Source organism: Streptomyces caeruleatus (assembly GCF_001514235.1).
GTDB lineage: Bacteria > Actinomycetota > Actinomycetes > Streptomycetales > Streptomycetaceae > Streptomyces > Streptomyces caeruleatus.
This window is the reverse complement of sequence record NZ_KQ948924.1, coordinates 200,293-224,679: the sequence shown is the minus strand read 5'-3', so window position 1 is coordinate 224,679 and position 24,387 is coordinate 200,293. Positions and strand designations below refer to the sequence as shown.

The window sequence follows — 24,387 nt, the reverse complement described above, 5'->3', positions numbered from 1 at the left end:
GAAGAAGCGTGGAGCCTCACTTCTCGTCCATGGGCACCTTCTGCGCAAGCCCGTTCAGCGGGGTCTCCTTGGGCGCCTGCCCGTTCTGCTGCATGGACGCCAGGAGCTGACGCGCCAGACCGAGCCCCGTGCCGCCCATCGTGAGCGCCTTGGCGAACATGTCCGCCATCCCGTCGGCGCCGTTGAGCAGCACCATGTTGTCGACGTTGCCGAAGGCGGACGCGCCGGCCCGGACGATCTCCGGCCAGTTCTCGGCGAGTTGCTGGGCGACGACGGCCTCCTGGTTCTCGGCGAGGGCGGCGGCCCGCGCCTTGATGGCCTCCGCCTCCGCCAGCCCCTTGGCCCTGGTCGCCTCGGCCTGCGCGAGGCCCTTGGCCTGAGCCGCGGCGGCCTCCGCCTCACCGGTGGCCCGGGTCGCCGCGGCCGTCGCCGTGCCGCGCGTCTTCGTCGCCTCCGCCTCGGCGCCCGCGGCCGTCTTGACCCGGGTCGCCTCGGCGGCGGCCGCCAGTTCCGTCTCCTTCGCCTTGGCCTGCGCCGCCGAGATCCGCGCGTCGCGCTCGGCCTCGGCCAGCGTGCGCTTCTCGTAGGCCGTGGCGTCCGCGGGCTTGCGGACATCGGCCTGGAGCTGCTGCTCGCGCCGGTGCGCCTCCAGTTCGGCGACCCGCGTCTCCTGGACGACGACCTCCTGCCGGGCGGCCGCGTCGGCGAGCGGACCGGCCTGCCGGGCCTTGGCGCCCGCCTTGTCGCGCTCGGCCTGATAGCCGGCCTGGAGGATCTCGCTGTCCCGGGTCGCCTCGGCCATCCGCGCGTAACTCTGCTGCTCCGCCTCGGTGGCGAGCCGGTTCGCCTCGGCCTGCGCGATCCGCGCGTCCCGCTGCACGGCCGCCGCGTGCGGCATGGCCAGGTTCTGGATGTACCCGGTGGGGTCCTCGATCTCGTGGATCTGGAGCGAGTCGACGATGAGACCGAGCTTCTCCATCTCCGTCCCGCACGCCGCCCGGGTCTGCCCGGTGAGCTTCTCCCGGTCGCGGATCATGTCCTCCACCGTCAACCCGCCCACGATGGACCGCAGATGACCGGCGAACACGTTGTGCACCCGCTCCGACATCAGCCTCTGCTGGTCCAGGAAACGACGGGCGGCGTTGGCGATCGACACGAAGTCGTCGCCCACCTTGAAGATGACCACGCCCCGCACCTTCAGCGGAATGCCCTGGTGCGTCACGCAGTCCACCTGCAACTCGGTCTCGTTCAGGTCGAGCGACAGCTTGCGCACCGCCTGCACACCGGGCAGCACCAGCGTGCCGCGCCCGGTGACGATACGGAAGCCCATGCCCTCCTCCAGGCCCTCGGTGCGGTGCTTGGAGCCGGAGATGACCAGGGCCTCATTGGGTTCGGCGACCCGCCACATCATCTTGAACAGACCGATCACGGCGAGAACGGCGACGACCGCCACCCCCGCAACGACGCCGACAACCATCGGCATACGCCCCCTTTGCATGGTGCCCTTTCGGCACCGAACGCAAGGGAGTGTGCGCCTTGGCGACGCGCAGGTACAGGCGTTGGCGGATCCTTGCCGCAACCTTGACGCGGACGGCTCTCACCTGCGAAGCAGCGGGCTCAACTGTCGTATGCCGGCTGGACGTAGACGGTGCGCGGCGGCTGGTACTCCACCACCATCACCACCGTGCCGGGTTCGATACGTCCGGTGCCGATGGCCGGATGGGCGAGGAAGTGCTCGGCGCCGCCGCGCACCCGCACGATCACCTCGCCGACGAGCCCGGGCCCCACCGTGCCGGTGACCCGCCCCATGAGCCCGACCATCGACGCATCGTCCATCGTCACAGGGTAGGGCCTGACCCGCCGTCGGCGGTGCCGGCTCAGCCGACGGGGGCCGGTACCGTCTCGCCCTGCTGCGGCGGCCACAGTTCGTGCCAGCGCAGGTCCGCCTCCAGCTGCGCGGCCAGCGAGATCAGCAGCGGCTCGCTGTTCGCGGGCCCGAGCAGCTGGGCGCCGACGGGCAGCCCGTCCACGAACCCGGCGGGGACGTTGACGCCGGGCCAGCCCAGCACGTTCCACGGCCAGGCGTAGGGGCAGGCGGCGATCATCGCGCGGTCGGTGGCGAAACCGCCGAGTTCGAGCATCGCGCCGATCCGGGGCGGGGGAGCGGCCGTCGTGGGCGCGAGGACCACGTCGTACGACTCGTAGAACGCGCCGATACGCCGGTGCAGCACCGCCTCCGCGCGCCGGGCCGCCCGCAGCGGGGCCCCGCGCAGGAGCCGGCCCAGCCGCACGGCGCTGCGGGTGCGCGGGTCCAGCAGCGCGGGGAAGGGCGCGTCGTTCGCCCACTCGGCGATACCGGCCGTCGCGCGCGGCACGAAGGTCAGCCCGATCTGGCCGTACGGCGGATCGGCCGCCTCGACGAAGTGCCCCAACGCGCCCAGTTTCTCGGCGAGTCGGACCACCCTGGCCCGCACCTCCGGCTGGAGCCGGGCGGGCACGGCGGTGAACGGCGGCTTGAGGGAGAGCGCGATGCGCAGCCGGCCGGGGTCGCGGCCCACGGCCTCGGAGGCGTTGACCGCCGGCGGGCGGTGCGGGTCGAATTCGTGGTTGCCGGCCGCCGCGTCCAGGAGAAGGGCCGCGTCGGCCACCGTACGGGCGAGGGTGCCGTTGACGGTGATGCCCTGGAAGGACTCGCCGCGCGGCCAGGTGGAGATCCGGCCGCGCTGGGGCTTGATGCCGATCAGATGTGTCCAGGAGGCCGGGATCCGCACCGAACCGGCGCCGTCCGAGCCGAGCGCGGCGGGCACCAGACCGGCAGCCACGGCAGCCGCCGAACCACCGGACGAGCCGCCCGGTGTGTGGTCCGGGTGCCAGGGATTGCGGGTCGCGCCGAAGGCGGGGCCCTCGGTGAACGGCCACTGCCCCAGCTCACAGGTGTTGGTCTTGCCGACGATCACCGCGCCGGCCGCGCGCAGCCGACGTACCGCCTCGCCGTCCTCGGCGACGGGCGGGAACTCACCGCAACAGCCGAACGCGGTCGGCTCGCCCGCCACGTCCATGTCGTCCTTCACCGCGACCGGCACGCCCAGCAGCGGCTTGCGGATCCCGGCGGCCAGCTCCACGTCGGCGGCCTTCGCCTCGGCGAGGGCCGCCTCGGCCCGCACCACCCGGAAGGCGTTGAGGGACTCCTGGGTCGCCTCGATCCGCGCCAGTGCCTCCGCGACCAGCCCCCGCGACGTCACCTCCCCGTCAGCCAGCGCTCGGGCGGACTCGGCGAGGCCTGCGGCACGGTCGGGTGTCATACGGAGCACCTCCGGGACGACATTGTCTACCGAACGGTAACCTCCAGGGGTCGGCTGCGGAACGGTTTCGCCCGGTGCGGCTCCCAGGTTCACCACAGGTTTCTCCCAGGTCCCACTTCGCGCTGCGCAAACCATTGACGGGCCCGGGCCTCACCCCTACTTTCTGATCGAATTTCCGAACTGTGTTCGACATTCCGAACGAGCCAACGGGTATGTCGAGCGGACGCCGAGGGAGAGCCGCCCGTGACCAGACACCCCCACACCCCGTCCCGCCGCACCCTGCTGCGCGCGATGGCCGTCCTGCCCGCCTCGGCCCTGGTCCTGGGCGAGGCCCCCGGCCTGCTCGGCACGGCGCTGGCGGCCGCACCGCCGAGCGGCTCGGCCACCCGCTACACGATCGTGCCGTTCCTCAACAGCAACGACGGGACCGTGGACGTCTACCAGTCGGACGACGCCACCGACTTCCGGCTGGCCAAGGCCTCCGCGTACACGCCGCCCGCCAACCGGATCCGCGACGCGAGCGCCTTCAAGCACAGCAACGGCTACTACTACATCACCTACACGACCCACACCTGGCAGGACACCAGCACCACCATCGGCTTCGCCCGCAGCTTGGACCGGGTCAACTGGACGTTCCTGTACGACTACACGGTCCCGATCGCGAACCTCTCCCGGGCCTGGGCGCCGGAGTGGTTCGTCGACAGCGATGGCAGCGTCAACGTCATCGTGTCCTGCTCGACCACCAACGACGAGTGGATCTTCACGCCGTATCTGCTGAAGGCGACGAACTCGGCGCTCACGGCGTGGAGTTCACCGGTGGCGCTGTCCGGCATCGGCGCCAACCACATCGACACCTTCCTCGTGAAGATCGGCTCGACCTACCACGCCTTCACGAAGAACGAGACGACGAAGTACATCGAGTACGCGACGGCGTCCAACCTCACCGGCCCCTACACGATCTCCCGCACCGGCGACTGGGCGGGCTGGGGCAGCTACCGCGAGGGTCCCGCGCTGGTCCAGCTCGACAACGGCGGCTGGCGGCTCTTCTTCGACGGCTACGGCGACGGCAGCTACTACTACAGCGACAGCTACGACACCTTCGCCACCTGGTCGGCCCCGGCCGCCCTGCCCGCCGTCTCCGGCACGGCCCGCCACTTCACGGTCATCAAGGAGACCGTCTCGGGCGGCCCGACCCTGGCCAAAAACGCCACCCGGTCCTTCCGGTCGGCCAACTACACCACCCGCCACTGGCAGGTACAGTCCTCCCTGCTCAACCTCCCGGTGGTCACCAGCTCCAGCACGACCGCCGAGAAGCAGGCCGCCACGTTCACGGTCGTCGCCGGTCTCGCCGACGCGAACGGCTACTCCTTCCGCGACTCCTCGGGCAGGTATCTGCGCCACTGGGACTTCCGGGCCCGCCTCGACACCAACGACGGCACGTCGACCTTCGCCAAGGACGCCACGTTCATCGCCCGTACCGGCACGGCGAGCGGCTCGATCCGCTTCGAGTCGTACAACTACCCCGGGTACTACCTGCGGCACTACAACTACGAGCTGCGGGTGGAACGGTCGAACGGGACGGATCTCTTCCGGCAGGACAGCTCGTTCGTGCCGGTGACCGCCTGGGCCTGAGCGGCGACGCCTCCCTGTCACAGAACAGGGAGGCCTCCGGTCAATGAGGGAGACGACCGGAGGATCGGAGACAGCGGGAAGACCGACCGCTCGGTGGTGGTCAGCCCGGTGGCGTTCCTGTCGAGCACCACCACCCGGCTGGCCATCAACGTCGCCCAGTCGGCCCGGGTGCGCCGCGAGACCTACATCGGCCCGTGGCTGCCCGAGCCCGTCGACACCAGCAACGATCCCGAGGTGGGCGCCGAACGGGCCGAGGCGCTGGAGCTCGCGCTGCTCCTCGTCCTGCAGAAGCTGAGCCCCGCCGCGCGGGCCGCGTACGTCCTGAGGGAGGCGTTCGACTACGCCTACGCCGACATCGCGGACATCCTTCGGCTCAGCGTCGTCAACGTCCGCAAGATCGTGAGCCGGGCCCGTCGGCATCTCGCGGCCGACCAGCGGGAGACCGTCGACGCGGTGGCGCACCGACAGCTCCTCGACGCCTTCCGCGCCGCGGCGCGGAACGGGGACGTCGCCTCCCTGGAGTCGCTCCTGACGCCGGACGCCGTCAGCCTGTCCGACGGCAACGGCATCCGGGGCGCCGCGCGCGTCCCCGTGCTCGGCCGCGCGCGGGTGGCGAACCTCGCGAGCGCCACACGGGGGTTCTGGAGCGGGGCGGACGTCCGCCATGTCGAGGCCAACGGGCGCGACGGAGTACTGCTCTACCGGGACGGCCTGCCGACGACGTTCATGACGATGGCCGCCTCGCCCGCCGGCATCCACCAGCTGATGTGGGTGTTGGAACCCGGCAAGATCGCCGCGTTCCTCGGCTCGGGCTCCCGCGTTCAGGGCTGAGCGGGGCCGGGGCGGTTCCAGGTGCGCAGCTTGTCGGGGTTGAGGGTGACCCAGACCTGGACGACCCGCGGGCCGGCGACGTCGAGGCCGACGACCGCGGCGACCTGACGGCCGTAGCGCACCACGAGGCCGGTCCGGCCGTTGACGGGATGGGTGTCCACGGTGGTCCGCGGACGCCGGGCCAGCAGGGTCAGCAGGCTGCGGGCCACCTCAATGTCGCCCCGCACCGGCTCGATCAGCGCCCGCACCTTGCCGCCACCGTCGAAGAACGCCGTCGCGTCGGCCGCCAGCAGCGACGCCAGCAGCGCCTCGTCCTCCGTCACACAGGCCTGACGCACCGCGCGGACCACCTCGTCGTGCCGCTCGGCCGGCGTCGGCCGCGCGCGCCGTGCCCGCAGACTGCGACGGGCCCGGTCGGCCGGCTCGACGCACCGCGGCTCGGTCCGCCTGACGATGTCGGCGACCGCGTGCGGCGCCATCCCGAACACGTCGTCGAGGACGAACGCCGCCCGCTCGGCCGGGGCCGGCGAGTCCCGCGCGTCCAGCGCGTCCAGCAGAACCGTGCTGATCTCCTCCGCCCGCATGCCCTGCGGCACCGCACCGCCGGGCTCCGTCCGTACCGCCCGGGCCCGGGCCCGGCCCGGCGGAGTCAGCCGGGACAGACAGATGCCTCCTGCGGCCTTCGCCAGCCAGGACCGCGGTGCCGTGGTCCGCGCCCGCTCCGCCTCCGGCAGCTCGAACCACCGCCGGTAGGTCTCGTCGACGACGCCCTCGGCCGCACGGCCGCTGCCCAGCATCCAGTACGCGACATCCAGCAGATGCCGCCGTTCGTCGAGCAGTTCCGCGATCGGTACCGCGTCGTTCGCACTCGCCATACCGCGCCCTCCCTCTCCTACAAGGGAGACCGGGCAGGCGCGGACCTTGTGACGCGGCCCACGCATGCCCGGCCACGCACCGGCCACGCGGACCACGGGGTCGCCTACGGCATCCCAAGGGCGCGGGCGCCCGCCTCCCGGGGCGATGTTGGTTCGGGCCGACTTTCAGGCCGCCGACCCACGGAGCGGAGGAGCCGGTCGTGAACACGTATCTGGTCGAAGCCGTGCAGGATCCGGACCCGGCGGGCACGACGAGCGCCGCGGCCACGGGCGTACCCGACGAGGCGACGGCGGTGTTCGTCCAGGCCAGACCCGGACTGCTCAGGATCGCCAACCGGATCGTCGCAGACGCCGGCGAGGCGGAGGACATCCTCCAGGAGGCCTGGCTCCGGTGGCAGCGAACGGACCGTACGGTCGTCCTGAACCCGACGGCGCTGCTCAGGACGACCACCGTCCGGCTGGCCCTCAACCTCGTCCAGTCCGCCTGGAAACGCCGCGAAACCTGTGCCGGTCCCTGGTTCCCGGAGCCGCCGGCCCTCGACGCCACCCCGGAAGCGGTGGCCGAGCGGCACGACGCCGTCGAGCGGGCCGTTCGCCTGCTGATGGAGACGCTGACGCCGACCCAACGGGCCGCGTACGTCCTGCGGGAGGGGTTCGGCTACCCGTACGACCGGATCGCCGAGCTCCTGGGCATCGGCGTGCCCAACGCGAGGCAGCAGGTCTCACGCGCCCAGGACCGTCTCACCGCGCACCGGGTCCGGCAGCCGGTGGACGCGGTCGCGCACCGACGGCTGGTGCAGGCCTTCCTCACGGCCGCCCGGTCCGGTGACCTCGCGCCCCTGGAAACGGTCCTGTCACCTGGTCGCTGACATACGTCGCGGCCCCCGCCCGCGCACCCACGGGCAGGGGCCACTTCGCCCTGCTCACTGCTGCTGCGCGAGCCAGTCCGACAGCTTGGTCTTCGCGATCTGCGCGTCCGGTCCCGGCAGGAGCGTGGTCTCCTGCAGCACGGCTCCGGAGTACGGGGCCTGCGGGTCCGTGACGACCGTGCGCGGGTCGTCGTGGTCGGCGAGGGTCTTGCGGATGAGCTCGTCGAGCTGGAACACGTCGGGGCCCGCGACCTCCACCACGCCGCCCACCGGCGAGCCGACCGCGGTGCGGCCGACGGCCGCGGCCACGTCGTCGGAGTACATGGGCTGGATCTTCGCCGGGGCCAGCCGCACGGTGTCGCCGTCGGTCGAGATGTCCGCGATCCCCTTGATGAACTCGAAGAACTGGGTGGCGTGGACGATGGAGTAGGGCATGCCGGACTCCTTGATCAGGTCCTCCTGGGCCTGCTTGGCCCGGAAGTAACCGCTCTCCAGGAGGCGGTCGGTGCCGACCACGGACAGCGCCACATGGTGGGTCACCCCGGCCTCGGCCTCCGCCTTGAGGAGGTTCGCCGTGGAGGTCCGGAAGAAGTCCATGACGGCGTCGTCCTCCCACGAGGGCGAGTTGGACACGTCGACCACGACCGACGCGCCCTCCAGGACCTCGGCGAGCCCTTCGCCCGTCAGGGTGTTGACGCCGGTGTTGGGCGCGGCCGCGACGGCCTCGTGCCCGTGTTCGTCGAGCTTGCCGACCAGCTTCGAGCCGATGAGCCCGGTTCCACCGATCACTACGACCTTCATGACGGATTCCTCTCGGAGAAAGATTCGGTCTGCACCAGGAGAGACAGGACAGGGGCTCCGCCTGTGACAGGTGCGTCGCGGAGATTGGAAGGGCGGGATCGAGGTCCGGGTAGTCGCTGCGGTTGTGGCAGCCCGGGTCTCGCGGCGCTCCAGCGCCGCTTCGAGGGTGGCCCGGGCCGCCAGGGCCGCGGACTTGAGGTCGAAGGCGTGCGCGAGGTCCTGGAAGCCGGCGATGTCCGGGTGGACGCCGACGTCCAGCATCCGCTTCTCGATCACCGCGAGCTCCGCCAGCCCCCGCTGCTGCCAGCTGTCCTCGGGATCCATCGTGGCCAGCGCCGTGTTGATGCCCCCGGCCGCCAGCGCCGTGTGGGCGTCCTCCTTGGGGCGTTTGCCGACCGCGAGGACGTCGACACCGGCCTCGGCCAGTTCGATCGCCGCGCGCAGACCGGCGCCTCCGGTGCCGATCACCAGCACCATGGTGGAAAGACGTTGTTCGGTGAGGGCCACGGTGTACTCCGATCACGGGGTTGTCACCGAGTACGACCGGTTGATCGCCGTATCTGTGACACCGTCCGCCGCCGGCCCACGCACCCCGCGCCCTCTCATCCTGCGGCAGGCCCGGCTTGGGCGCAGGCGGGAGGCGCGTGGCCGGCCGGTCGGGTCGCCGGCGTGATCGTCGTCGGGGTCCCCTGCCACGCCATCCGCGCGTACGGGCACAGCGAATCGGCCTTCTCAAGGAGTGGGGCGGCGATCTCCGGGTCGATGTCCGGCCACCTGACCGCCAGGTCGATGTGCAGCAGGACGACGTCGTCCTCGGAGGCCCGGCCGAAGGCCACGGTCGCCGCCACGGAGATCGGGGCCGGGTCGAGTTCCTCCTGCCGTGCCACCAGGCTCAGGGCGCCGTGGAAGCAGGCGGCGAAACCGGCCGCGAACAGCTGCTCGGGGTTGGTACCCCGGCCCTCCCCGCCCAGTTCGGCGGGCATGCGGAGGTCGAGGTCGAGGACGCCGTCGGCCGAGCGCGCCCGCCCCGAGGCACGCCCGTGACCGGCCGGGCCGCCGCTCACCGTGACCGTGGTGGTGTAGAGGGGGGCGAAGGACTCGCCGACGTAGTCCTTCTCGGTGGACAGGTCGGGAAGCCGGAACGGCTCGCTCATGGTCGACGCACCTCGCCGCGTAGGGGATCCCGGTCCGGGACAGCCTGTTGACCGACAAGGCACCGGCGTTGTGACAGCCGCCCCGCTCGACGAGCCGGGGGTGGACTCAATCGGCCAGCGACGCCACGTACGGGGCCAGCTTGTCCGGATTCATCACCCACATGACGCGTTCGATACCCCGGGCCGAGACATCGACGCTGAGCAGGGCCACCGGGTCGCCCCCGGCCGTGACGAGGACGGCCGGGCGGCCGTTGGCCTCGACCCAGCGGACCTCCGTCGGCGGCCAGAACCGTGGGGCGAAGGCGGCGAGGTACTTGGACACGCGCGGCCGCCCCACCACCGGGATCCTGGACGCCCCGCGCATCCCGTTGCCGTCGGTGTAGCTGACCACGTCGTCCGTGAGGACGCCCTCCAGCACCGACAGGCTGCCGGTCCGGGCCGCGTCGAGGAAGACCTCCAGCAGACGCCGGTGGACACCGTCGCCGACCGGCTGCCTTCGCTCAGCGGCCACGTGCTTGCGGGCACGGGTCACCAGCTGGCGCGTATGGGCCTCGTTCGTCTCCAGGATGTCCGCGATCCGCTTGTACGGGTAGTCGAAGGCCTCCCGCAGCACATAGGCGGCCCGTTCCACCGGATTGAGCCTTTCGAGGAGCAGGAGCACCGCCAGGTCCAGCGCCTCGGCCCGTTCGGCGCCCAGCTGCGGATCCGCACGGGTGTCGACCGGCTCCGGAAGCCAGGGACCGGTGTACGACTCACGCCGCATCCTGGCGGCCTGGGCGAGGTTGATCGCCAGACGGGAGGTCACGGTCGCCAGGAACGCCGCCGGCTCCCTGATTTCCGCGCGGTCGGTGTTCTGCCACCGCACCCACGCCTCCTGGACGATGTCCTCGGCCTCCACGGCACTGCCGAGGATCCGGTACGCGATGCCGAACAGCTGCGGGCGCGCCGCCATGAACTGCTCCGCCGCCCGGTCCAGGGAGCCCTTGTCGTCCTCGGCGCGCATGCATGTCCTCCAGCCCTGAACGACCAGGCTACAAGCGGACGCGGGGGACGCCGCCTGCCGACCGCGCCGCGGAGCCCCACCGCGGGCGTTGGTAGCGTCGACTCTGCGCCGCGCCCGCCGGTCCGGTGTGCCTACTGACCGAGAGAGACCTGATGTCCCCGACCATTCGCAGGGCCGTGATTCCCGCAGCCGGGCTCGGCTCCCGGCTGCTGCCGCTGACGAAGGCGACGCCGAAGGAGATGCTGCCGGTCGGTGACAAGCCGGTCATCGAGCACACCGTGCGGGAGCTGGTGGACTCCGGCATCACCGACATCACCATCGTGGTCTCCGGCGGCAAGAGCCTCATCCAGGACCACTTCCGGCCCAACCCCGCCCTCGTCGACCAGCTCCGGGCCGACGGCAAGACGGCCTACGCGGACGCTGTGGAGGAGGTCGCGGAACTGGCCCGCCAGGGCCACATCACCTACCTCGACCAGTACGGCCCGTACGGCAACGGCACCCCCGTGCTGAACGCCGCCCGCTCCTTCGGCGACGAGCCGGTCCTGGTGCTGTGGCCCGACGACGTCTTCGTCGCCGAGGTCCCGCGCGCCCAGCAGCTGATCCGCGCCTACGAGCAGACCGGCTGCCCGGTGCTGGCCCTGCTGCCGATGGACCCCACCGAGTCCCAGCGCTACGGCGTGCCCATCGTCAAGGAGGACCTCGGCGACGGCCAGCTGCGCATCACCGGTCTGGTCGAGAAGCCCGAGCCCTCCGCCGCCCCGTCGGCGTACGCGGCCATCGGCGGCTATGTCGTCACCCCCGGCATCATCGACGAACTGCGCGAGCAGACCCGCCGCTGGTACGAGCACCGGACCGGCGAGGTCTATCTGACCGACGCCATCAACGCCTACGCCGCCACCCGCGCCGTGTACGGGCAGGTCATCAAGGGCCGCTGGTACGACACCGGCAACCCGGCCGACTACCTGGTCGCCCAGATGGCGTCCGCCCTCGCCCACCCGGAGTACGGCCCGCTGCTGCGGGGTCTGGTCGCCGGCCTCGACGACGACCAGGCCGCGACCTCGTAGCGCGCCGGAACCTCGTAGCAGCGGCGCGCTCTCAGGGCGCCGGGCGGTCCGTGGCCGGGGCGGTCGTGGTCGCCCCGCGCTGCCGGGCGCGGATCAGCGTGATCACGGTGTCGGTCGTGCGGTCGAGGTGACTGCGGCCGTCCGGCAGCCGTACCTCCGGGCTGATGTAGCTGTGCGGGCCGAGATGGGTGGCCGGCTCCAGCCGGTGCACGGTGATCTTCCCGGCGCGGCGGGCCCGGTTCCACCCGCTGCCGCGCAGCAGCCGCCAGCGCTGCGGGAAGATCCAGGTGCCGACCCCCTCGATGCGGTCGTAGGCGCTGGTGAGCTGGTGCACCTGCTCGGCATGGGTGAGGTCGTTGGCGCCGTTGTGGAATCCGCCGAGCGTGATCACGACCACCGGGCAGCGCAGCCGGGTGTGCAGCTCGTCCACCGCTCCCGTGGCGACCTGGGCGCCCCCGCTGTAGCTGAGCAGCACCACGGGGACGCCGCTGTCGGGCCGGTAGCCGGCCAGCTCCAGCTGGGTGGCGATCTGGGAGCCCACGGCCCGGTTGTAGAGCGGGCGGTAGCGGTGGTCGGCGGCCACGAAGACCTGCATGACGTTGTGCAGGAACAGCAGCAGCCCGATGTGCCGGCGCAGCCACGCCCACACCGGCCGGTCCGCGATCGGGTCGGCCAGCGGCGAGTAGGGCTGCACCTGCCCCAGCACCCGCAGCTCCGGCGCCCCGGCGAGCACGGCCTTCACCAGCTGGCCGCCGTCCCGGGTGTCCCGGACCCGGCGTTTGCCGATGCCGTCGAGATACACCAGGTAGGCGCCCGGAGGACGGTCGGCGGCCGCGCCCCGGGCGTAGGGCACGCCCTCGGGGAGCACGGTCGTCGGGGACCGGAACCCGGCGCTGTAGGCCAGCACCTCGTAGCGGGCCAGCAGACCCTCGGCGAGCAGGACGGGCCCGAGCACACAGGCCCAGAACAGGAAGTCGTTCATGCGATCGGCTCCGGTGTCCGGGGCGCGCTGAACCTCACGACCAGACGCCGAACGGCTCCTACGGCGACCCCGAGTCCGACACCGGCCACGGCGACGCAGCCGGCGGCCCCCCACCAGCCGAGCTCGGTCGCGTCCGCCAGCGGCTCGGCCAGGCCCGCCCCGACCCCGACGAAGAGCAGCAGATGGAGCAGCGGCCCGAGCAGCGGGAACGCGAGGACGCCGGCGAGGACCAGCGGCGCGACCAGGCCTGGCGTCCACGCCAGTGCGTCGCCCGGCGGTGCCGGGGACACCAGGAGCTCGGCCAGGGTCCCCGCGGTCAGCGGCCACAGGGCCAGTACGGCGGCCTCGACGAGGCCGGCGGCCAGCAGCAGTCCGGGCACGAGCCGCCGTGACATGCCGGGTCGGCGCGCCAGCAGCGGCAGGATCCGCCCGGCGGCCTCGGACAGCCCGGCGAACAGCAGCAGCACGATGACGAGTGACATCGCTCAGCCCCGCTGCGACGGATCGACGGCGACCACCGCCGGACGGTCCGGGCCGGCGCCCCGTACGTACTGTTCGAGCTCGTCGGCGGCCCGCCGGTACCCGCCCGCCGCGTGCTGGGCGGCCTTCAGGGCGGCGGCGGCCGTCCGGAACCCGGGCTCGTGCAGCAGGCGCCGGGCGAGGGCACGTACGGAGCCCTTCGCGACGTCCTCGGTGCCGAGGGACAGGCCTGCGCCGAGCTCGACGACGCGGGCGGCGGTCATCGGCTGGTCGGCGCCCTGCGGGACCACCAGCATCGGGACGCCCGCGTGCATCGCCTCGTTCACACTGTTCATCCCGCCGTGGGTGACGAACAGCGCCGCGCGGTCCAGTACTTCGAGCTGCGGAACGAACCGCAGGGGAAGCACGTTCGCCGGCAGCGGCCCCAGCGCGTCCGGGTCGCTCTGCCCGGTCGAGACGATCACGGTGCCGCCCAGGGGGGCGAGCGCGCTCGCGAACGTCCGCAGCAGCTTCGGGTCGGCGCCGAACACCGTGCCCAGCGAGGCGTACAGCACCGGGTCGTGGAGCCGGTCGGCCTCGAACGACGGGTCGGCCGGGCGGGCGCCGATGCTGGGGCCGACGAAACGGTAGGACGCGTCGAAGTCCTCGACGGCCGGCTGGAACGCCCGTGAGGTGTAGACCAAGTTGAGCGGCTGGCGGATGTTCAGCAGGTCGACCAGGGGCAGGCCGCGGGCGTCGAAGCGGCGGCGCAGCTCCCGGCGGGAGCGGACGTACCCCCGTACGCTGCGCGGCTGGGCCCATGCCCCCGCCAGCAGGTGCCACGAGGCGCCGGTCGGGCTGGGGACGTGCCGGCCGAAGGCGAACGTGGTGAACGACGAGGCCGCCGGCACACCGAGTTCACGGGCGGCCACGGCGCCCCACAGACAGGAAGCGTCGTGGACGATCAGGTCGGGCCGGTCCCGGCGCAGATCGTCGAGCACGCTCGGCAGCAGCCGGACGGTGGTGCTCGCGAGCGACTCCAGCAGCGTGACCGGCGTCGGCGGATCGGGGAGCGGCTGCTCGCCCCCGGGGTAGAGCCGCACTCTCGCGCCGGTGGCCTCGATCTCCGACCGGAAGGCGGGCGAGGTGTGGTACGTGACCCTGTGGCCGCGCCGGACGAGCTCGGCCACCACCGGCAGCGTCGGGTTGACGTGCCCGTGCATGCCGATGTTGAGGAACGCGATGGTACTCACAGGCCGGCCTCCAGTACGGAAGGAGTAGTCGACGTCCCGCCCGGACCCGGGGGCGTCACCGAGGGGCCGTCGACCCGGTACAGGCCCGGCCCGCCGACGCGCAGCCCGTCCAGGAAGCGCCCGGCCGCCTGGGACGCGGTGCCGATCAGCCGCTGGGAGTGGCCGAAGTCCCACGGGGCGGGCCAGGCGTCGATGCCGGTGGGGAGCACCACCGTCGGGATGTGCCGGGCCACCTCGTGCAGGTCACGCTCGATCTGATGGTGCAGCAACAGCATCCCGGCCCGGGCGGCGACGGCCCCGGCACTGCGGCGCGGACCATGAGGCCGGGGCGGCGCGCTTTCCGGCCCGCTCGACACCACCACCACGCTCGCCGCACCGGCCCGCAGGGCGGCCAGCACCGGGACGTAAGCGATCACTCCGCCGTCGACGAGGGTGCGGCCCGCACGGTCCACCGGGGGCAGCATCCCCGGAACGGCCGCGCTGGCGAGCAGCGCCGACTCGAGGTCGCCATGGTCGAGGCGGGCCGCGGCGCCGGTGTCCAGGTCCATGGCCACCGCGGTGAACGGCACCGTCAACTCCTCGATCCGCGACGGCAGTTCGGCCCGGGCGATCAGTCGGCGCAGCCCCCGGTCGGTGAAGACGCTGCCCCGTGCGGTCACGCGGCTGAGCGGGTACACCTCGCGACGGCGCAACTGGGCCCACACATGGTCCAGCCACGGCGCGGCCCGGTCCGGGTGGGCGGCCGCGATGGCGCCGTTGAGGGCGCCCACCGAGGTTCCGATGATCATGTCCGGTCTGAACTCACGCTCTTCCAGCGCGTATCCGACGCCCACCTGCGCCGCTCCGACCACCCCGCCGGCGCCCACCACGACGGCGACGGGACGGGGTAGGGCGTGCAACCCTGTCGCCATGACCCACCCGCCGGGTCAGCCGAACTGACCGGGCTGGTAGTCCCCGGCGGGCTGCTGGTTGATCACGTTGATGCGGTTGTAGGCGTTGATGACGGCGAGCAGGGAGATCAGCGCCACGAGCTGGTCCTCGTCGAAGTGCTTGGCGGCGTCGCGCCAGGCCTCGTCGGTGACACCGCCCGCCGCGTCGGCGATACGGGTGCCCTGCTCCGCGATCTCCAGCGCGGCGCGCTCGGCCTCCGTGAAGACGGTGGCCTCCCGCCAGGCCGCGACGAGGTGCAGACGCTGTGCGGTCTCCCCGGCGTGGGCCGCGTCCTTGGTGTGCATGTCGGTGCAGAAGCCGCAGCCGTTGATCTGGCTGGCGCGGATCTTCACCAGTTCCTGGACCGTTTCCGGCAGCGTGGAGTCCGAGACCAGCTTGCCGGCGGTGTTGATGTGCCGGAGCACCTTGCCTGCGAGGGGGTGGCCGAAGTAATCGAGACGCGGTTCCACGGTGATCTCCTTGCCTGTGAGCGGGATACACCCAACTGACCGGGCGGACCCGCGATCTGTGACAGCGGGTCGTGTGTGAGGTGGGTCTCAGGGGTGGTGCGCGACGTACCGCGACACCGCTCGCCGTCCAACTGGTCACCGGAACAGGGGAGTTGATCAGGACGCCGTCCGCACGACGGACACGGGGAGCGGGAATGTTGAAGGAGGGACGTATGTCCCCTACCGGTAAAAGATGCGGCTTTTGTGGCGATATGGTGATCTGGGTTGTGGAGGCTATGGCTGACCCCAGAGGAGATGGTGATATGCCTTCCGTTGACAAGGCGATCGAAGAGATCACCCACGTCCGGACCGACCTAGAAGCGGCACTTGACCCCGCCGAGCCCGACGGTGTCTACCGCGACAGCCGGGAGTGCGCCGCCCTGGCGCTGCTCTCCGCAGACACCAAGCTGCTGCTGTCCCCGCCGACCCCTCGCCCCAAGAAGGGCTGAGCGGACCCCCGAACGGGAGCAGTGAATGGAGCAGTCAGGCACTTCGGCCCTCTTGCAGGGCGCTGTGCAGGACCTTGCGACCGACGTGGTCTCCGCCCTCCGGGGCGGAGACCACGTGCGCATGTCCGACACAGCGACGGCGGACGACCCGGAGGGCAGCTTCGCCCTCGCGGCCGTTCGCGTGCTGGGAGCAGACCTTCTGCTGCCGCACGTCCTCTTCCCGACTCCGCCCGCCCCGGGAGCACTTGCCGCGTTCCGGAACACGGTGGAGGCCTTTCCGCCGCGCGCCGACGCGGCACCCACCGTCAGATGGAGCCACTGGGCCATGAGGCGCACCCTGGTGCGGTTCGACTCGGCCCCGGCCGGCCCACCCGGCGCGGACGACCTCACGGAACCCGACGCCGCCTGGCTCGACGCGGCGACATGGCAGGTTCTGACCCACCAACTAGCGGTCCTGGCCCCCCTCGCGGTGCCCGGCGACGACTGCGCGGTCACCCGCGCCGCCCGGCGCCGGCCGGTCGACGTGGCCCGCGGCTTCGTGCGGGCGGTGCGCCGCAGGGACTGGCAGCAGGCGGCCGGCGCGGGACGCTGGCTGACCCTGCTCGAAGCGGTCCCGGACACCCTCGGCCTCGAAGCGGGCCTGGACTTCGTGGAACTGATGGGCGGCAACGACCCCCGGGTCGCCCTCCAGGTACAGGCGGCGCGGGTCATGCGGGCGGCCGGAGCCCTCGTATGACGGCCCTGGACGTCGGCGGGATCCGGGACGTCGCAGCCGCCGCGTTCGCCTGGCTGTCCGCACACCGCGAGGACTTCGCGCTCGGCGAGGACGCGCTCACCGCGGACGGCCAGGTGGACGCCACCTGGAAACCGCTCGGGGAACTCGCCCAGACCTGTGCGAGCGTCCGCGCGCACAGCCCGCCGTGGGACCCGCTGCACGCCTGCGCCGCGGACCTGCTGCGGTTCGCCTGGCAGCAGACGGGCCGGGGCGAACTGTTCCGCCACCTCCAGCGGTTGGAGCCGTTCGCGACCTACCCGCTGGAGGTCTACTCCGTCTTCGCGTCGGCCGGACTGCGACACCCCGGGTACGAGGCCGCCGCCGCGACGACGGCCCGCACCCGGGGCTGGCGGCTCACCGAGCAGGACCCGACCCGCCGGCTGGGAGTGCTGAAGGCCGAGCGACGCAGCGGCATCCACCGGCCCGAGCAGGACGACCCGACGCTGCGCCGCACCTGGCTGGGCGGGCTGCCGGAACCCTGGACGTTCGAGCGCTCCTCGGGATACGCGCTCACCCACGTCGTCTTCCACCTCACCGACTGGGGCCGCGACCCCGAGGGCGTCCCCGCCGACCTGGCCGCCTATCTGGCGCACTGGCTGCCGCCCTGGCTCGACACCTGCCTGGATGCCGGGATGTGGGACCTCGGCTGCGAACTGCTGGTCGTGGCATCGAGCCTGCCGGACCCGCCCGACCCCGCGACCCTCCAGGACGCCTGGACCCGGATCGCGCGGGCGCAGCTGGACTCCGGCGCGCTCCCGCAGCAGGCGGCCTTCCAGGAGGACGCCGCAGCGGACACCGAGCCGGGGTTCCTGCACTGCTACCACTCCACGCTCATGGCCGCCTTCGCCGCGGCACAGACCGTCACCTGCCTGAGCCGCGAGGCCGAAGGAGTGCCCGGATGACCGACACCCGTCTGATGCACACCGTCGGCGTGCGCGCCCTGGAGTGGCTGTGGGCCCACCGCGACGGATTCCGTCTGGAACCCGACGTCGACCCGGAAGTGGGCTTCCTGGAGCGCTTCAAACCGGTCGGCGAACTGGCCCTGATCTGCCGGGTGCTGTTCCGTGAGGGCGTGGCCGGCTCCCGGCAGGCCGAGCTGGCGCGCAAGCTCCTGGACCACACCTGGCGGCACACCCTGGACGGCGGCCGCATGCTGGCACGCGGCCAGCGCATCGAACCGCTCTCGCCGATCCCGTTCGAGGTCTACCTGCCGTACAAGGAACTGGGGTACAGCGAACCCCAGGTGGAGCGCGCCACCGTCCTCTACCACCGGACGCACAGCTGGGCCGCCCTCGAACTGGACCCGACCCGGCGCCTCGGACTCTCCGCGTTCCAGCGCCGGTTCGGCCTCACGCCCTCCATGCCCGAGGCGGACATCGTCGGCTCCACCTGGCTCGGCCGCACACCCGAGCCCTGGACGGTCAGCGGGCACATCGCCTACGACGTCACCCACACGGTGTTCCACCTCACCGACTGGGGCGAGCACCCGGACGGCCTGCCGCCGGACATCGCCGACTACCTCGCCATGTGGCTGCCGGTCTGGATCGACGACTGGCTGGACCTGAAGCGCTGGGACCTGCTCGGCGAACTCCTCGTCGTGGACGCCTGTCTGCCCCGCCCCACCCTGGACGAACGGGCTTGGGAGGGCTTCGCCGCCGCACAGCAGGCCGACGGCGCCATGCCCGCCGTACGCGAGATGCCGCAGGGCGAGCCGGACGAGCTGTTCGACATGATCTACCACCCGACGCTGGTCGCGGCCTTCGCCTCCGTGCTGGCGACCTCCCGCGCCCTGACCGAACTGACCCAAGTCGCCTCATGAGCGGCCGGCCCCTGCCCTGGCCGGGCATCTCCGACGACACCGAACAGACCCCGCCGGACGGCCCGCCCACCGACGACGCCACTTTGAGGGAGCGTCTGGAGCGTGCCGTCGACGCCGTCGACGCACCCGACGCCGTCTTCGCGGTCTCCCGGCACGGCCGACGCACCCTGCACTGCGGCGGCACCGCCGCGCCCCCGTCCGTCGCCCGGCAGGACCTGCGCTACGAGATCGGTTCGGCCACGAAGACGTTCACCGGACTGCTGCTGGCCCACCTCGTCCAGCGCGGCCTGCTGACCGGCGGCGAGTCGGCCGCAGCCTGTCTGGCACCGGGCCGGCGCACCGACACGGCCCCGGTGACCCTGGCCCACCTCATCACCCACACGGCCGGACTGCCCGGCCTGCCGGCCGACTTCTACGTACGGGCGCTCCCCGCCTGGCGCACCAACCCCTACGGCCGCTACCCGGCCGAGCGGGTGACCGACGCCTTCCTGCGGTACCGCCCACGGCACCGACCCGGCACCCGGTGGCACTACTCCAACCTCGGTGTCGCCGTACTCGGCCACGCACTGGCGGCGGCGACCGGCACGGCCTGGGAGGAACTCCTCGCCGCACAGCTGCTGCGCCCGCTCGGCCTCAGCGGTACGGCCCTGTGCGCGGAGGACCCGAAGACCGACGCCGTCGGGCACGGCAAGGACGGGCAGACGCCCACCCTCCCCTTCGACGCGGGCGGCTTCGAGGCGGCCGGCGCCGTCCGCGCCACCCCGCACGACCTGCTCACGTTCCTCGAAGCCCACCTCGACCCGGCCGGCACCCCGTGCGCCGACGCGCTGCGGGCGGTGCGCACACCGGTCCTGCGGCGCGGCCTCGGGCACCGGCACGTGCACACGACGGCGTGGTTCCGGCACCCCACGGACGGCGGCCCGATGTACTTCCACAGCGGTGCCACCCTCGGCCAGCAGGCCTTCCTGGGCTTCAGACCCGACACGGGCACGGCCCTGGTCGCGCTGTGCACGCGCCGCTACCGCGCCCACGACCCGTTCGTCGCCACCGCGTACGCGTTCCTGGCGGAGGATCCGGAGGATTAGGGGGGTGTCCGGCGCGGAGGGACCGCCGAGGGCCGGTGTGCGGTGCGGGGACAGTGGCCCGCACCGCACGCCGTACGACTCCCGTGCCTCGTCTACACCTTCTGCCACAGCGCCGGAGTGGCGAGCGGCGACCACGTGCCCTGCGCCTGGTGTGTCTGGAGGCACTGGTAGCGGACGCCCGCGTGGGTCACCGTGGCGCCGGCCTCGTAGACGCGGCCCGCGGCCCAGGTGTCGGCGGCCCCGTTGTCCTGCGGAGCGGGAGCGCCCTTCTGGGCGGCCGCGGTCTTCAGGACCAGCCCGAAGTCGCTGAGGATCGGGTTGATCGGCTGGTAGAAGGTGGTACCGCCGTCCGTGCAGTCACCCGAGCCGCCCGAGGTCACGCCCTGGGCCTGGGACCCCGACAGGTACGGGCCGCCGGAGTCGCCCGGCTCGGCGCACACCGTCGTCTCGGTGACGCCGTCCACGGTGCCCTGCGAGTAGCTGACACTCGTGTCGTGCTGCTCGATGGTGCCGCAGTGCCATCCGGTGGTGGAGCCGGAGCGGCAGATCGACGCCCCGACGAGCGCCTGGACCGAGCCGGTGACCTGCGTGCGCGCGTCGTCCTCGCCCTCCACGTCGGCCGTAGCGGTCCAGTCGCTGTTGACGCCGACCCAGGACATGTCCTTGCCGGGGAACGTGGAGGCCTGGAACGTGCCCTGCGTGGCCATGTTGGAGCCGGTGGTCGAGTCGCCCTGGTCGCCGCAGTGGCCCGCCGAGGCGAAGCCCTGCTGGTCGCCCTTGGTGACGGAGAACCCGATGGAGCAGCGGGCGGTGCCCTCGATGTAGTAGGCCTGGCCGCCGACGAGGTCCGCCAGCAGCCGCGGCCGCTGCGCCGACACCCGGATCCCGACGCCCTCGTCCTGGACGCCGGCGGTCTTGATGAAGGCGGTGGCGGCCGACCGCTTGGTCGCCTGGACGACGACCCGGTTCGTCGGCACGTCGACGTACCAGACCGGGGTCTCGCGCGTCTTGACCCGGGTGGCGGCCTTGTCCAGCTTCTCCTTGACGGTCCGCAGCTCGACCAGCGTCCGCTTGACGACCGCGGCCTTCGCGCCCTGCGCCTGGATGGCGGACACATCGGAGGCCCGCGTGGTCGCGACGGTCAGCTCGGCTGCGGTCGTCCCCCGCAGCCAGGCCCCCGCGAAGCGCTCGCCCAGCGAGTTGCGGAGCCGGCCGGCGCGGACGCCCGCCTCCGCCTCGTTGACCAGCCGGTCGGCCGCCTGCCCCGGCTTCAGCTTGAGGTCACGCTCCAGTGCCCGCAGCACCGCGGTGGACGGCCGGTCGGCACCGAGGGTCTGCGCGGCGGTGGACGCGGGCACCGGCGCGGGGGGCGGCCCGGCCGCCGCGGCCGAGGTGACGCCGCTGAGGACGAGGGCGCCGAAAACGGTCAGAGCGGTGCGGCGGCCAGCCGCGGTATGTCTGCCGAGCATGCGATGTACCTCCATCGAGTACAGGGGGATTGCGACCAATCCAGGCCTTGACAGAAAGGCATGACTCGATGTCGGAAAAGATGATTTTTCGCGCTTTGGGAGGTGCGGAGAGGGGCAAGTGCGTCGACGGAAGGGGGCCGTGGGGCCGCCAAAGCTTCATCGTTCGTTTTCTTGAATCATTCGTGTTTAGCAAGGTAGGTTGTCTGCCATGACCGCATCCCAGACTCCGACCCCCGCCGAGGAGCTCCGCGGTGCCGGCCTGCGGGTGACGGCTGCGCGAGTCGCGCTGCTGGAAGCCGTCCGGGCCGGTGACCACCTCGGTGTCGAGGCCATCGCCTCGGGGGTGCGTGATCGCGTAGGTCATGTCTCCCTGCAAGCGGTGTACGAGGGCCTCCACGCACTCACCGCGGCGGGACTCGTACGCCGTATCGAGCCGGCCGGCAGCCCGGCCCGGTTCGAGGGGCGGGTCGGCGACAACCACCACCACATCGTGTGCCGGTCGTGCGGTGTCGTCGCCGACGTCGACTGCGAGGTCGGCGAGGCGCCCTGTCTGACCGCGTCAGACGACCACGGCTTCGCGATCGACGAGGCCGAGGTCATCTACTGGGGCCTGTGCCCCACCTGTTCCACCGCCAGCAGTGCACCCCCAGCACTGTGATCCACCTAGTTCGGAAGGTTTCCCATGGCTGAGAACCCCGATGCGATCGTCACCGACGCGAAGACGGAGGGCACCGGCGGCTGCCCCGTCGCGCACGATCGCGCCCCCCACCCGACGCAGGGCGGCGGCAACCGTCAGTGGTGGCCGGAGCGGCTCAACCTGAAGATCCTCGCCAAGGACCCCGTCGTGGCGAACCCGCTCGGCGAGGAGTTCGACTACGCCAAGGCGTTCCAGGCCCTCGACCTGGCGGCCGTCAAACGGGACATCGCCGAGGTGCTGACCACCTCGCAGGACTGGTGGCCGGCCGACTTCGGCAACTACGGCCCGCTGATGGTCCGGATGGCCTGGCACAGCGCCGGCACCTACCGCATCAGCGACGGCCGCGGCGGTGGCGGCCGCGGTCAGCAGCGCTTCGCGCCGCTGAACAGCTGGCCGGACAACGGCAACCTGGACAAGGCCCGCCGTCTGCTGTGGCCGGTCAAGAAGAGGTACGGCCAGTCCATCTCCTGGGCCGACCTCATGATCCTCACCGGTAACGTCGCCCTGGAGACGATGGGCTTCGAGACCTTCGGCTTCGGCGGCGGCCGAGCCGACGTCTGGGAGGCCGACGAGGACGTCTACTGGGGTCCCGAGACCACCTGGCTCGACGACCAGCGCTACACCGGCGACCGTGAGCTGGAGAACCCGCTCGGCGCCGTCCAGATGGGCCTGATCTACGTCAACCCGGAGGGCCCGAACGGCAACCCGGACCCGATCGCCGCGGCCCGCGACATCCGCGAGACCTTCCGCCGGATGGCGATGAACGACGAGGAGACCGTCGCCCTCATCGCCGGTGGCCACACCTTCGGCAAGACCCACGGCGCCGGCCCGGCCGACGCGGTCGGCAACGACCCCGAGGCCGCCTCCATGGAGGAGCAGGGCCTGGGCTGGAAGTCCACCTACGGCTCCGGCAAGGCGGGCGACGCGATCACCTCCGGCCTCGAAGTGACGTGGACGACCAAGCCCACCCAGTGGAGCAACGACTTCTTCGACATCCTCTTCGGCTACGAGTGGGAGCTGACCCAGAGCCCCGCCGGCGCCAACCAGTGGGTGGCCAAGGACGCCGAGGCGATCATCCCCGACGCCCACAGCGACTCCAAGAAGCTGCCGACGATGCTCACCACCGACCTCTCGCTGCGCTTCGACCCGATCTACGGGCCGATCTCCAAGCGCTTCCACGAGAACCCGGCCGAGTTCGCGGACGCCTTCGCCCGCGCCTGGTACAAGCTGACCCACCGTGACCTGGGCCCGAAGTCCCTGTACCTCGGCCCGGAGGTCCCGGCGGAGACGCTGCTGTGGCAGGACCCGCTGCCGCAGGCCGAGGGCGAGGCCATCGACGCCGCCGACGTGACGGCGCTCAAGGCCAAGCTGCTCGCCTCCGGCCTCACGGTCTCGCAGCTCGTGTCCACCGCCTGGGCGTCGGCCTCGACGTTCCGCGGCAGCGACAAGCGCGGCGGTGCCAACGGCGCCCGGATCCGCCTGGAGCCGCAGCGCGGCTGGGAGGTCAACAACCCCGACGAACTCGCCCAGGTCCTGCGTGTCCTGGAGGGCGTCCAGTCGGAGTTCAACTCCGGTGCCAAGAAGGTCTCCCTGGCCGACCTGATCGTCCTCGGCGGTGCCGCCGGTGTCGAGAAGGCCGCCAAGGACGCCGGGTTCGACGTGACGGTTCCCGTCACGACGGGCCGGGTGGACGCGACTGAGGAACACACCGACCCGGAGTCCTTCGCCGCGCTGGAGCCGACCTCGGACGGCTTCCGCAACTACCTCGGCAAGGGCAACCGCCTGCCGGCCGAGTACCTGCTGCTCGACCGCGCCAACCTGCTCACCCTGAGCGCCCCCGAGCTGACCGTCCTCGTCGGCGGCCTGCGCGTCCTCGGCGCCAACCAGGGCGGCTCGCAGCACGGTGTCTTCACCGAGACGCCGGGCAAGCTGACCAACGACTTCTTCGTCAACCTGCTCGACCTGGGCACGACCTGGAAGTCCACGTCCGCCGACCAGACCACGTTCGAGGGCCGTGACGCCTCCGGCGAGGTCAAGTGGACCGGCACCCGTGCCGACCTGGTCTTCGGCTCCAACTCCGAGCTGCGCGCCCTCGCCGAGGTCTACGCGAGCGACGACGCGAAGGCGAAGTTCGTGAACGACTTCGTCGCGGCGTGGGCCAAGGTCATGGACCTGGACCGGTTCGACCTCGTCTGATCCGCGTCTGATGCGCGTCTGATGCGCGTCTGATGCGCGTCTGATTCGGGTCTGATCCGCGTCTGATCCACCCCGCACCGAACGTCCGGGCCGGCCCCCACGGGTCGGCCCGGACGTTTTTCGCCCCACCCCGGCTCCTCCTCGCGGCGCGCACCCTTCACGGAACGCACACCGGGCCCCATCGATTCTTTATGTTTCAAGCGCTAGGCTCGCCGAAAGGGGAGTGGCCAAAG

24 protein-coding genes and 1 pseudogene are annotated in these 24,387 nt (G+C 72.0%); 11 read left to right on the top strand and 14 right to left on the bottom strand.

What is annotated here, in order from left to right; all coding sequences use genetic code 11:
- Positions 1–16 precede the first annotated feature (16 nt).
- The 3 genes from AQJ67_RS01035 to AQJ67_RS01025 form a co-directional block, all read right to left on the bottom strand.
- Positions 17–1,483 (bottom strand): SPFH domain-containing protein, encoded by a 1,467-nt coding sequence (locus AQJ67_RS01035; protein ID WP_062715979.1) that lies wholly within the window; start codon positions 1,481–1,483, stop codon positions 17–19.
- A 134-nt stretch (positions 1,484–1,617) separates the two neighbouring features.
- Complete coding sequence (locus AQJ67_RS01030; RefSeq protein ID WP_208614880.1) at positions 1,618–1,836, bottom strand: hypothetical protein; 219 nt, start codon at positions 1,834–1,836, stop codon at positions 1,618–1,620.
- A 41-nt stretch (positions 1,837–1,877) separates the two neighbouring features.
- Complete coding sequence (locus AQJ67_RS01025; protein WP_062715977.1) at positions 1,878–3,302, bottom strand: amidase; 1,425 nt, start codon at positions 3,300–3,302, stop codon at positions 1,878–1,880.
- A 243-nt stretch (positions 3,303–3,545) separates the two neighbouring features.
- Here AQJ67_RS01025 and AQJ67_RS01020 point away from each other — a divergent pair, with 243 nt between their 5' ends.
- Together AQJ67_RS01020 and AQJ67_RS01015 are read left to right on the top strand one after the other, a co-directional pair.
- Positions 3,546–4,934: a glycoside hydrolase family 43 protein gene (locus AQJ67_RS01020; RefSeq protein ID WP_062715976.1), complete on the top strand. Its 1,389-nt coding sequence runs from the start codon at positions 3,546–3,548 to the stop codon at positions 4,932–4,934.
- Positions 4,935–5,027: 93 nt separating this feature from the next.
- On the top strand, positions 5,028–5,765 hold the full coding sequence (locus tag AQJ67_RS01015) for a sigma factor-like helix-turn-helix DNA-binding protein (protein WP_425264131.1): 738 nt from the start codon (positions 5,028–5,030) through the stop codon (positions 5,763–5,765).
- Here the strand turns inward: AQJ67_RS01015 and AQJ67_RS01010 are convergent.
- A complete protein-coding gene (locus AQJ67_RS01010) occupies positions 5,756–6,640 on the bottom strand; it encodes a sigma-70 family RNA polymerase sigma factor family protein (protein WP_062715975.1) in 885 nt (294 codons plus the stop codon). The two genes, AQJ67_RS01015 and AQJ67_RS01010, sit on opposite strands and share 10 nt — an antisense overlap.
- 200 nt (positions 6,641–6,840) lie before the next feature.
- Here AQJ67_RS01010 and AQJ67_RS01005 point away from each other — a divergent pair, with 200 nt between their 5' ends.
- The gene (locus AQJ67_RS01005) at positions 6,841–7,509 is read left to right on the top strand and encodes a sigma-70 family RNA polymerase sigma factor (protein WP_062715974.1); all 669 of its coding nucleotides are present in this window, start codon (positions 6,841–6,843) and stop codon (positions 7,507–7,509) included.
- 54 nt (positions 7,510–7,563) lie between these two features.
- On the opposite strand, the gene AQJ67_RS48855 is transcribed toward AQJ67_RS01005, so the two are convergent.
- The 4 genes and pseudogenes from AQJ67_RS48855 to AQJ67_RS00990 all read right to left on the bottom strand — a co-directional run bounded on the left by AQJ67_RS48855 (position 7,564) and on the right by AQJ67_RS00990 (position 10,467).
- On the bottom strand, positions 7,564–8,310 hold the full coding sequence (locus AQJ67_RS48855) for an SDR family oxidoreductase (RefSeq protein ID WP_062716740.1): 747 nt from the start codon (positions 8,308–8,310) through the stop codon (positions 7,564–7,566).
- Positions 8,311–8,619: 309 nt separating this feature from the next.
- A pseudogene (locus AQJ67_RS48850) lies at positions 8,620–8,787 on the bottom strand (FAD-binding protein); the annotation flags it as partial.
- Between the two features lie 125 nt (positions 8,788–8,912).
- Positions 8,913–9,464 (bottom strand): Ohr family peroxiredoxin, encoded by a 552-nt coding sequence (locus tag AQJ67_RS00995; RefSeq protein WP_062715973.1) that lies wholly within the window; start codon positions 9,462–9,464, stop codon positions 8,913–8,915.
- A gap of 106 nt (positions 9,465–9,570) precedes the next feature.
- Positions 9,571–10,467 (bottom strand): RNA polymerase sigma-70 factor, encoded by an 897-nt coding sequence (locus AQJ67_RS00990; protein ID WP_062715972.1) that lies wholly within the window; start codon positions 10,465–10,467, stop codon positions 9,571–9,573.
- A gap of 152 nt (positions 10,468–10,619) precedes the next feature.
- Between AQJ67_RS00990 and AQJ67_RS00985 the strand changes: the two genes are divergently transcribed.
- Positions 10,620–11,531: a UTP--glucose-1-phosphate uridylyltransferase gene (locus AQJ67_RS00985; RefSeq protein ID WP_062715971.1), complete on the top strand. Its 912-nt coding sequence runs from the start codon at positions 10,620–10,622 to the stop codon at positions 11,529–11,531.
- 31 nt (positions 11,532–11,562) lie between these two features.
- Here AQJ67_RS00985 and AQJ67_RS00980 read toward each other — a convergent pair whose 3' ends face one another.
- The 5 genes from AQJ67_RS00980 to AQJ67_RS00960 are packed head-to-tail and all read right to left on the bottom strand — an operon-like array spanning position 11,563 to position 15,625.
- On the bottom strand, positions 11,563–12,513 hold the full coding sequence (locus AQJ67_RS00980; protein WP_062715970.1) for a hypothetical protein: 951 nt from the start codon (positions 12,511–12,513) through the stop codon (positions 11,563–11,565).
- Positions 12,510–12,995, bottom strand: coding sequence for a hypothetical protein (locus tag AQJ67_RS00975; RefSeq protein WP_062715969.1), 486 nt, complete (start codon positions 12,993–12,995; stop codon positions 12,510–12,512). The genes AQJ67_RS00980 and AQJ67_RS00975 overlap by 4 nt, the downstream gene beginning before the upstream one ends.
- Before the next feature lie 3 nt (positions 12,996–12,998).
- Positions 12,999–14,225, bottom strand: coding sequence for a macrolide family glycosyltransferase (locus AQJ67_RS00970; RefSeq protein ID WP_062715968.1), 1,227 nt, complete (start codon positions 14,223–14,225; stop codon positions 12,999–13,001).
- The gene (locus tag AQJ67_RS00965; protein WP_062715967.1) at positions 14,222–15,136 is read right to left on the bottom strand and encodes a patatin-like phospholipase family protein; all 915 of its coding nucleotides are present in this window, start codon (positions 15,134–15,136) and stop codon (positions 14,222–14,224) included. The genes AQJ67_RS00970 and AQJ67_RS00965 overlap by 4 nt, the downstream gene beginning before the upstream one ends.
- Before the next feature lie 15 nt (positions 15,137–15,151).
- Positions 15,152–15,625: a carboxymuconolactone decarboxylase family protein gene (locus tag AQJ67_RS00960; protein WP_062715966.1), complete on the bottom strand. Its 474-nt coding sequence runs from the start codon at positions 15,623–15,625 to the stop codon at positions 15,152–15,154.
- A 302-nt stretch (positions 15,626–15,927) separates the two neighbouring features.
- Between AQJ67_RS00960 and AQJ67_RS00955 the strand changes: the two genes are divergently transcribed.
- The 5 genes from AQJ67_RS00955 to AQJ67_RS00935 are packed head-to-tail and all read left to right on the top strand — an operon-like array spanning position 15,928 to position 19,792.
- Complete coding sequence (locus AQJ67_RS00955; RefSeq protein ID WP_062715965.1) at positions 15,928–16,113, top strand: hypothetical protein; 186 nt, start codon at positions 15,928–15,930, stop codon at positions 16,111–16,113.
- A 25-nt stretch (positions 16,114–16,138) separates the two neighbouring features.
- A complete protein-coding gene (locus AQJ67_RS00950; protein WP_062715964.1) occupies positions 16,139–16,849 on the top strand; it encodes a hypothetical protein in 711 nt (236 codons plus the stop codon).
- Positions 16,846–17,790: a DUF6895 family protein gene (locus AQJ67_RS00945; protein ID WP_062715963.1), complete on the top strand. Its 945-nt coding sequence runs from the start codon at positions 16,846–16,848 to the stop codon at positions 17,788–17,790. Before AQJ67_RS00950 ends, AQJ67_RS00945 begins: the two co-directional genes overlap by 4 nt.
- A complete protein-coding gene (locus AQJ67_RS00940) occupies positions 17,787–18,707 on the top strand; it encodes a DUF6895 family protein (protein WP_062715962.1) in 921 nt (306 codons plus the stop codon). Before AQJ67_RS00945 ends, AQJ67_RS00940 begins: the two co-directional genes overlap by 4 nt.
- On the top strand, positions 18,704–19,792 hold the full coding sequence (locus AQJ67_RS00935; protein ID WP_062715961.1) for a serine hydrolase domain-containing protein: 1,089 nt from the start codon (positions 18,704–18,706) through the stop codon (positions 19,790–19,792). The genes AQJ67_RS00940 and AQJ67_RS00935 overlap by 4 nt, the downstream gene beginning before the upstream one ends.
- Positions 19,793–19,884: 92 nt before the next feature.
- On the opposite strand, the gene AQJ67_RS00930 is transcribed toward AQJ67_RS00935, so the two are convergent.
- Positions 19,885–21,261, bottom strand: a complete 1,377-nt coding sequence (locus AQJ67_RS00930; RefSeq protein ID WP_062715960.1) for an alpha-lytic protease prodomain-containing protein — start codon at positions 21,259–21,261, stop codon at positions 19,885–19,887.
- 208 nt (positions 21,262–21,469) lie between these two features.
- Here AQJ67_RS00930 and AQJ67_RS00925 point away from each other — a divergent pair, with 208 nt between their 5' ends.
- Together AQJ67_RS00925 and katG are read left to right on the top strand one after the other, a co-directional pair.
- Positions 21,470–21,919 (top strand): Fur family transcriptional regulator, encoded by a 450-nt coding sequence (locus AQJ67_RS00925; protein ID WP_062715959.1) that lies wholly within the window; start codon positions 21,470–21,472, stop codon positions 21,917–21,919.
- 24 nt (positions 21,920–21,943) lie between these two features.
- A complete protein-coding gene (gene katG, locus AQJ67_RS00920) occupies positions 21,944–24,154 on the top strand; it encodes a catalase/peroxidase HPI (protein WP_062715958.1) in 2,211 nt (736 codons plus the stop codon).
- The last annotated feature ends 233 nt before the right edge of the window (positions 24,155–24,387 follow it).